Annotated in this window: 8 protein-coding genes; 3 read left to right on the top strand and 5 right to left on the bottom strand. The window is 63.6% G+C overall.

Features of this window, described 5'->3' with window-relative positions; all coding sequences use genetic code 11:
• On the top strand, positions 1–340 hold a 340-nt coding region (locus H7B90_RS32640; RefSeq protein WP_221482246.1), incomplete at its 5' end, for a hypothetical protein.
• Between the two features lie 35 nt (positions 341–375).
• Here H7B90_RS32640 and H7B90_RS31930 read toward each other — a convergent pair.
• The 5 genes from H7B90_RS31930 to H7B90_RS31910 all read right to left on the bottom strand — a co-directional run bounded on the left by H7B90_RS31930 (position 376) and on the right by H7B90_RS31910 (position 5822).
• Positions 376–1908, bottom strand: a complete 1533-nt coding sequence (locus H7B90_RS31930) for a DHA2 family efflux MFS transporter permease subunit (RefSeq protein WP_185139949.1) — start codon at positions 1906–1908, stop codon at positions 376–378.
• Between the two features lie 33 nt (positions 1909–1941).
• A complete protein-coding gene (locus tag H7B90_RS31925) occupies positions 1942–2484 on the bottom strand; it encodes a PadR family transcriptional regulator (RefSeq protein ID WP_185139948.1) in 543 nt (180 codons plus the stop codon).
• A 154-nt stretch (positions 2485–2638) separates the two neighbouring features.
• Complete coding sequence (locus tag H7B90_RS31920) at positions 2639–3670, bottom strand: ABC transporter permease (protein ID WP_311772852.1); 1032 nt, start codon at positions 3668–3670, stop codon at positions 2639–2641.
• Positions 3654–4661: an ABC transporter ATP-binding protein gene (locus H7B90_RS31915; RefSeq protein ID WP_185139947.1), complete on the bottom strand. Its 1008-nt coding sequence runs from the start codon at positions 4659–4661 to the stop codon at positions 3654–3656. Before H7B90_RS31915 ends, H7B90_RS31920 begins: the two co-directional genes overlap by 17 nt.
• Before the next feature lie 3 nt (positions 4662–4664).
• On the bottom strand, positions 4665–5822 hold the full coding sequence (locus H7B90_RS31910) for a COG1470 family protein (protein WP_185139946.1): 1158 nt from the start codon (positions 5820–5822) through the stop codon (positions 4665–4667).
• A 213-nt stretch (positions 5823–6035) separates the two neighbouring features.
• Between H7B90_RS31910 and H7B90_RS31905 the strand changes: the two genes are divergently transcribed.
• Together H7B90_RS31905 and H7B90_RS31900 are read left to right on the top strand one after the other, a co-directional pair.
• Positions 6036–6641, top strand: coding sequence for an RNA polymerase sigma factor (locus H7B90_RS31905; RefSeq protein ID WP_185139945.1), 606 nt, complete (start codon positions 6036–6038; stop codon positions 6639–6641).
• Positions 6634–6892 (top strand): anti-sigma factor (locus H7B90_RS31900; protein ID WP_221482245.1); only part of this gene is annotated, 259 nt, incomplete at its 3' end. The genes H7B90_RS31905 and H7B90_RS31900, both read left to right, overlap by 8 nt.

The following is a 6892-nucleotide window of genomic DNA, read 5'->3' as shown; positions in this document are numbered from 1 at the left end:
ATTTTCGGCATTGGAGGCCTTGCTCGCAGGCGCGGTTGCTTTGAATGCCGAATTTTTCGGCATTGGGGCCTTCTCGCGCTGCCGTGGCGGCTTCGAATGCCAAAAAAACGCCACCCCCAGCGAAAGCCGAAGAGATGAGGTTGTCGTCTACGAGCTTGATGGCTTCATAGCGACGCGCTCGGGTTCGCACGAGTTCGCACGGGTTCAGGAGGAGGGTTATCCTCGCCCCCCCCCACCTGCAGGAATCGGCATCAACCTTCTGACTAAACATCGCTTTATGAGACAGAGCGGCATCCGCAAGACGAACAACAGGGGCCGTCCCTCCGTCATCGCTAGATGACTGGTGGGACGGCCCCTTCGCGCTTCGTTGCGGCATTATGCGATATGGCTGACCGAAGGCTGCTCGCCGTCCTTCGGCCTCGCCTGCAGCTTGGCGCCGCCGACCGTCAAGGCGACGAGGGCGCCGAAGATCGTAACGCCGAGCGCCAGCACGAAGCCGTGGTTAATGGCGGAGCCGATGGCATCCCTCAGGAAGGCGAGCAAATCCGGAGGCAGCTTGTCGGCGGCGCGGATGACGTTCTCCGGATTCGCGATCTGCGCGACTTGGTCCCGCGGGATGGAGAATTTCTCGCCCGCCTCGACCGCGGAGCTCTTCAAGCTGTCGTTGACGAGAACGGCCATGACCGAGGCTCCCATGATGCCCCCGATATTGCGCCAGAAGCCGACGACGGAGGAGGAGATGCCGATGTACTTCGGATCGACGCTCATGGCGACCGCGTTCTGCGCCAGGCTCATGAGCGGGCCGACGACGCCGACGCCGAGCAGGATCATGATCCCGATCACTTGCCAGAACGGGGTGGACGGAGTCATCGACATAAGCAGAATCGCCGCGACGACGCCGAGCGCCATATTGACGAACATAATCGTGCGGAATTTGAACAGGCCGGCGAGGAAGCCGGACAGAATCGCCCCGCAGATAAGCGACGCCATCATCGGCGTCAGGATGCCGTTCGAATTGGCGCGCCCGAGAACGGCGACGGCGTAGATCGGCAAATACGTGATGGCCGAGAACATGATGACGCCCTGGCAGAAGCAGAGGATGCTCGTGCCCAGAACGAGGCGGCTGCGGAAGATCGGCAGCGGCAGCATCGGCTCTTCGGCCCGCGATTCGACGAACAGGAACGCGGCGGTCCCCAAGGCGGCGAGAACGAACAGGCCGACGATCTGCCAGGAGCCCCAGGCGTAATCCTTCCCGCCGAGCTCCAGCGCGAGCATGAGCGAGACCGTCGAGACGATGAGGAGCAGGGCTCCCCAGTAGTCGATCTTCGGCTTGCGCTCGGCGCGGGACTCCTTCAACGCGATAAGCAGAACGAGGAACGAGGCGAGGCCGATCGGCAGGTTGACGTAGAAGCACCAGCGCCAGCTGAGCTGATCGGAGATGAGCGTTCCGATTTGCGGGCCGGCTACCGACGACAGGCCGAACACCGCGCCCATGACGCCGGACAGCTTGGCGGCCTGCTTCGGATCGTTGAACAGGGTGAAAATAATCGAGAACGAGATCGGGAACACCGAGCCCGACCCGATCCCTTGAAGGATCCGGAACCAGATGAGCTGCTGGATATTGCCGGCCATTCCGCACAGCGCCGAGCCGATCAGGAACAGTCCGATTCCGATCAAGTAAAATCTTTTCCGTCCGAACAAGTCGGACAGCTTGCCGAAGATGAGCATCGTGCTCGTCGCGGCCAGCATGTAGGCGGTGAACACCCAATTGAATTGTTCGAAGCCGCCGATGTCCTCGATGACCCTGTTGATGCACGCCGACACGATCGTGTTGTCCAGCGACGCCATCAGCAGACCGAGCGCCATCGAGAGGAGGATGAGTCCCGTCTTCTGGGAACGCTGCGCCATTTGTCCTTCTCCACTCCTTCTGTTATTCGTTGCTTAATTCCCGTCCGGCGAAGAAGCCGAACGTTCCGCCTGCAGCCGCTTCAAGCCTTCCTCCAACGCCTTCGCCTTGGCGCGGATCAGATCGATGCCGACCTGCAGGCACAGCCAGGAGCCGGACGGCATGTCGGGCTCCGCGATCCGCAAATCCTCGAGCTGCTTGAGCTGGCGCTTCGCTTCCTCGATCTCGCTCGTCAGCCATTCGGCGAGGCGGTCCGTTCCGACGAATTCCGCGAAGAAGAGACGGACCAACAGGTCCGACCGGTACAAGTCCTGCTCCAGAGGAGAATTCATGTATTCGCGGAATCGGTTCCTTCCGGCTTCGGTGAGGCGGTATACGTTCTTGTTCGGCCGGTTGTCCTGCACGACGCTCTCCTTGGAGATGAACCCGGAGCTCTCCAGCTTGGCCAGGGTCGGGTAGATCGTGCCGAAGCTCGCGTCGAAGAAGAAGCCGAGCGGGAATTCGAACAATCCCTTGATCTCGTACCCCGACAACGGCCTCTTGTGGAGCAATCCGAGTATGACGTCTTGGCTGTTCATGAGGGTGCCTCCTTCGTATGCGGTCCGCGTCTTCCCTTCGCACATTATATTGGGTCGATATATATCGAGTCAATATATATCGACCTGAAATAAACAAAAAAATCCCCCGTCCGGCCAAACGGACGGGGAATTGCAACCAGATGCAGAATTCGCATCACGAGCGGGAACGAATCTCCTGCCTCATGAACGCCACGTACGACGCGGCGAACGAGATCGCCGTCTCCGCGACGATGGCGACGACCTGCGGCCAGACGAGCAGCAGGCTCTGCCCGAACGAGAGCGGAGCGTTGATCGCCAGGTACGCCTGATCCTGCGTGATGAACGGATTCAGCGTCCGGGTGTCCGGCAGCAGCAGCGTCGAGGCGGCTTCCTGGAACAAGTACGCGGGGGACAGCCGCGACAGCAGCATGAGCCAATCCTGCTGGTGCAGCAAGGCGGCCGCATCGGTCGGATCTCCGGGCGCCGTCGCGTTGCCGACGAGATTGACGATCATGCCGTAGAACACGAGGAAGAAGATCCAGACCGCGATGCCGCTCAACGCCGAAGTGGCCGCCTGGCGGAAGCGGACGGAGAACAGCAGCGACAGGTTCAGCCACAGGCCGACGTATACGGTCGTGATAAGCAGCGTCGCGATGACGCGCCAGAATTCCTCCGGCGTCGGCGGATAGCCGATCGTGAACAGCCCCATGCCCATGACGAGGAAGCCGAGAGAGAACACGACGACGGCGATCAGCAGCAGCCCGGCGACGAACTTGGCGTTCAGGAAGTCGTCGCGGTAGACGGGCTGCGACATGACCCGGCTCAGCGTCCCCTTGTTCCGTTCCGAATTGATGCCGTCGAAGCCGATCGCGATGCCGATCAGCGGGGCGAGGAACGACAGGAACGTCAGGAAGTTCGGCAGCGAGCCGTCCGATTCGGTGAACATCTTCAGGAACAGGAAGGAGTTCGCCGCGTCGCCGGAGCCGCTGCCGGAAGACGCGGACTGGCCGTCCTTCAAGGCGGTGACGGCCGCGTAGATCGAGCCGATGCACGCGAGCGTCACGATGGCGAGCAGAATGATGAACCGCCAGCTCCGGATATGGTCGCCGAACTCCTTCTGGACCATAACCCAGAAGGGCGACGGCGTCCGCGCCGAGCCGCCTTCCTCCCTGCGGGCGATCTTCAGCTTCTCAATGAACGCGGCCACTCGGATCTCCTCCTTCGAAGTAGCGATGATAGATGTCGTCGAGACCGTATCTCATCGGCCGGAGGCCGACGAGCGAAGCGCCGTTCTCGACGACGAAGGCCGCGAGCCGGGAGGCGACGTCGGCGGTGCCGCTGACGCGGACGGTGACGGCTCCGGGAGCGCCCGCGGAAGCGGAGCCCGAAGCGCCGAGCGCGTCGGGATCGGTCGTCTCGACGGACGTCACGTGTTCCATGGACGAGATCCGCTCCGACAGCCGTTCGTTCCAGCCGACGACGTCCAGCTCGACGACGTGCGACGGACCGCCGTCCAGCTCCCGCGAGAGAGCGTCGAGATCGCCGCTCGCGACGAGCTTCCCTCCGACGAACAGCCCGACGCGGTCGCAGATCTGCTGCACCTGGTGCAGATGGTGCGAGGACAAGAGCACCGTCAAGCCCTCGTTGCGGCTCAGGTCGCGAATGAGCGCGAGCAGCTCGCGCACCCCTTCCGGGTCGATGCCGAGCGTCGGCTCGTCGAGAATGATCACTTCGGGACGCTTGATCAGCACGTCCGCGAGCCCGAGCCGCTGGCGCATCCCCCGCGAATAGGCGCCCGTCTTCTTGCGCGCGGCGTCCGCGAGGCCGACCTTCCCGAGCAGTTCCTCCGCCCGGCGCTTCGCTTCGCCGGCCTCGATTCCGTTCAGGCGCGCCGTGTATACGAGATTGTCGAGGCCCGAGCGGTCCTCGTAGAACCCGACGTCGTCGGGCATGTACCCGACCCGCCGCTTCACCTGCATCGGATTGCGGGTGGCGTCGATCCCGCAGACGGTCGCCGTGCCGGAGGTCGGTTCCGTCAGGCCGAGCATCATGAGGATCGTCGTCGTCTTGCCCGCCCCGTTCGGACCGAGCAGGCCGAAGATCTCTCCCGGCCGGATCTCCAGGTCCAGCCCCGAGACGGCCGTGAACTCCCCGTACCGCTTGGTCAGCTGCTTCAGCTCGATAACCGGCTTATCCATCGGTTACCGCCTCCCGTATTTGCGGAACAGCGCGTAGATGCCGGCGAGCACGGCGGCGATGATAAGCACGCCGACCCAGCCCCAGAGCACGGACGTCTTGACCGTCACGCGGACGGCCGCGTCCGCCGACTTCTCCGCCGCCTGCGCCGTCATGGCGACGACGTAATCCCCGGACAACGCCTTGGAGGACGACTTGATCGTCGCGGTGACCGGAACCGACTGTCCGGGCTTGATGGAAGCGATCGTCTTCGGATCGTACGACACTTCCCATTCCGTCGGCGCCGTCCCGGTGAGGCTGACGTTCGTCAGCTCGGCGGTGCCGGTGTTCTGCACGACCATCTCGAGCTTGCGCTCGCCGCCGGCCGTGACGTTCGCGCTAAGCCGCTGGTCCTTCGTCGTCAGATTGATGCCGTACGTACCGGTAATGACGGCTTCCATCGTCAGATCGGCGGACGTGCTGCTGTTGGACGCGTGGACCGGAATCTCGTACGTCTGGGCGGCGGCGTTCTCCGCGGGCGTCAACGTAAGCGTGATCGACTGGGTTCCGTTCGGGTCGATCTCGACGCTCGTCACGTTGTTCCCCCCGACGGAGAACCGGGCGTCCCAGCCGGCCGGAGCTTCCGCCGTGAGCGAGTATTGCTGCTTGCCGGCGGTCCGGTTGCTCAGCGTCAAATTGTACGTGAACGTGGAGTCGCTGTGCCCCTGCATATTCGGCTGCTCCGCCTTGAATTCGGTGCGGTAGGTGCCTTGCTCGGCGACGTTGATCTTAAGCGGGAGCGCGCCGAACGAGCCCGCGTTGAGCCGAAGCGTGTAATCCCCCTTGCTCACTTCGAACGGCACCTGAACGCTCAGGTTCACGGTCTGGGAATCGTTCGGCTTCACCGAGATCTGGCGAATCGCGTGGCCGCCGGCCGTCAGCTCGGTCTTCCAATCCTTGCCCGGACTCTCGAAGCTTAGATCGACCGTCTGGATATCCGCGCTGTCGTTGATGAGATCGACGTCGTAGGAGAGCTGTTCTCCCGGCGCGGCCGACAGGCTGGCGTACGGCGTGTACAGCTTCACCGCGCCGGCGGCGGAAGTCGGAGCCGCGGACGCGACCAGGCCGACGCACAAGAGCAGCGCGACGGCGGCGACGAATCTTTTTCCGAGTGGCTTGAACATAAGTGTAGACCCCTCCCGAGGTGATGGTGTTGGATTCATATGGACTACGGGGAAGGAGGTCGAACGGATTTACCGGCGGGCCGGATTTTTAGATAAAAATTCGCTTAAAGGAAGCTTAAAGGAAGCTAAAAAACGCGGCAGCCCGTTCCCCGGACAAGCCGATTCTGTTATCTATTTAAGTAGAGAGACAATGCGATCAAGCGGGGGAACGTCATGAACGCGATGGCGAGGAACCACAACGAAGACATGGTCCGGTGGCTGAAGGAGATCGGCGAGGGCTCGGAGGAGGCGTTCGACCGGCTGTACGGGCAGGTCGTCCCTTGGCTTCTGCCGATGGCCCGCCACCTGCTCGGCGACCGGATGGAGGCGGAGGACGCCTGCCACGACGTGCTGCTCGAGGTGATCCGCCACCCGGAGCGGTACGATCCGGAGCGGGGCACGGTCGAAGCGTGGCTCGCCGTCCAGCTGCGCAGCCGCTGCCTGGACCGTCTGCGCAAGCGGAGCAAGATCGTGCTGAAGGAAGAGGCGGAGCCGATAGCCGGCTTCGGGCGCGAACCGCTCTCCCGGCCCGAGGAGACGGTATTGGCGCGCATGCAGGGAGAAGCCGTCCGGCTCGCGCTCGGACAGCTGCCCGGCCTGCAGCGCCGGACGCTGGCGGAGGCGTACTTCTCGTCGCGCAGCCAGCGCGAGTTGGCCGAGGACTGGCAGGTGCCGCTCGGAACGGTCAAGTCGCGAGTGCGGTACGGTTTGAACCATTTAAGGAAGGCGCTTGAGAAAATGGGCTGGGCGGAGCCGGAAGGAGGGGACCGTCATGGATGAGCGAAGCTGCGGCATTCCCGAGGAGAGATGGATCGACCTGCTGACGGGACGTCTGCAGCCGTCGGAGTCCGCGCTTCTCCTTCGCCACCGGGACGTCTGTCCGACGTGCGCCGCCCGGTTCGAGAGTTGGCGGGCTCTGCTGGGCGCGGCGGCCGAGGAACCGGCGGAATGGCCGTCCGAAGCCGGCCGGGAACGGCTGCGCAGGCGGGTGCGGCGGCGCGGCTTCGCGCGTTCCGCCCGCCGGGCGGCGC

This window comes from Cohnella xylanilytica (genome assembly GCF_014212175.1).
In the GTDB taxonomy this organism is placed as follows: domain Bacteria; phylum Bacillota; class Bacilli; order Paenibacillales; family Paenibacillaceae; genus Cohnella; species Cohnella xylanilytica.
Note: the sequence above shows the minus strand (reverse complement) of the source record. Positions and strands in the feature narration are given on the sequence as shown.

Coding starts and splice junctions, on each gene's coding strand:
- H7B90_RS31925 (WP_185139948.1), bottom strand. CDS start 2,484: ATGAACAGCCAAGACGTCATACTCGGATTGCTCCACAAGAGGCCGTTG.
- H7B90_RS31910 (WP_185139946.1), bottom strand. CDS start 5,822: ATGTTCAAGCCACTCGGAAAAAGATTCGTCGCCGCCGTCGCGCTGCTC.
- H7B90_RS31915 (WP_185139947.1), bottom strand. CDS start 4,661: ATGGATAAGCCGGTTATCGAGCTGAAGCAGCTGACCAAGCGGTACGGG.
- H7B90_RS31905 (WP_185139945.1), top strand. CDS start 6,036: ATGAACGCGATGGCGAGGAACCACAACGAAGACATGGTCCGGTGGCTG.
- H7B90_RS31930 (WP_185139949.1), bottom strand. CDS start 1,908: ATGGCGCAGCGTTCCCAGAAGACGGGACTCATCCTCCTCTCGATGGCG.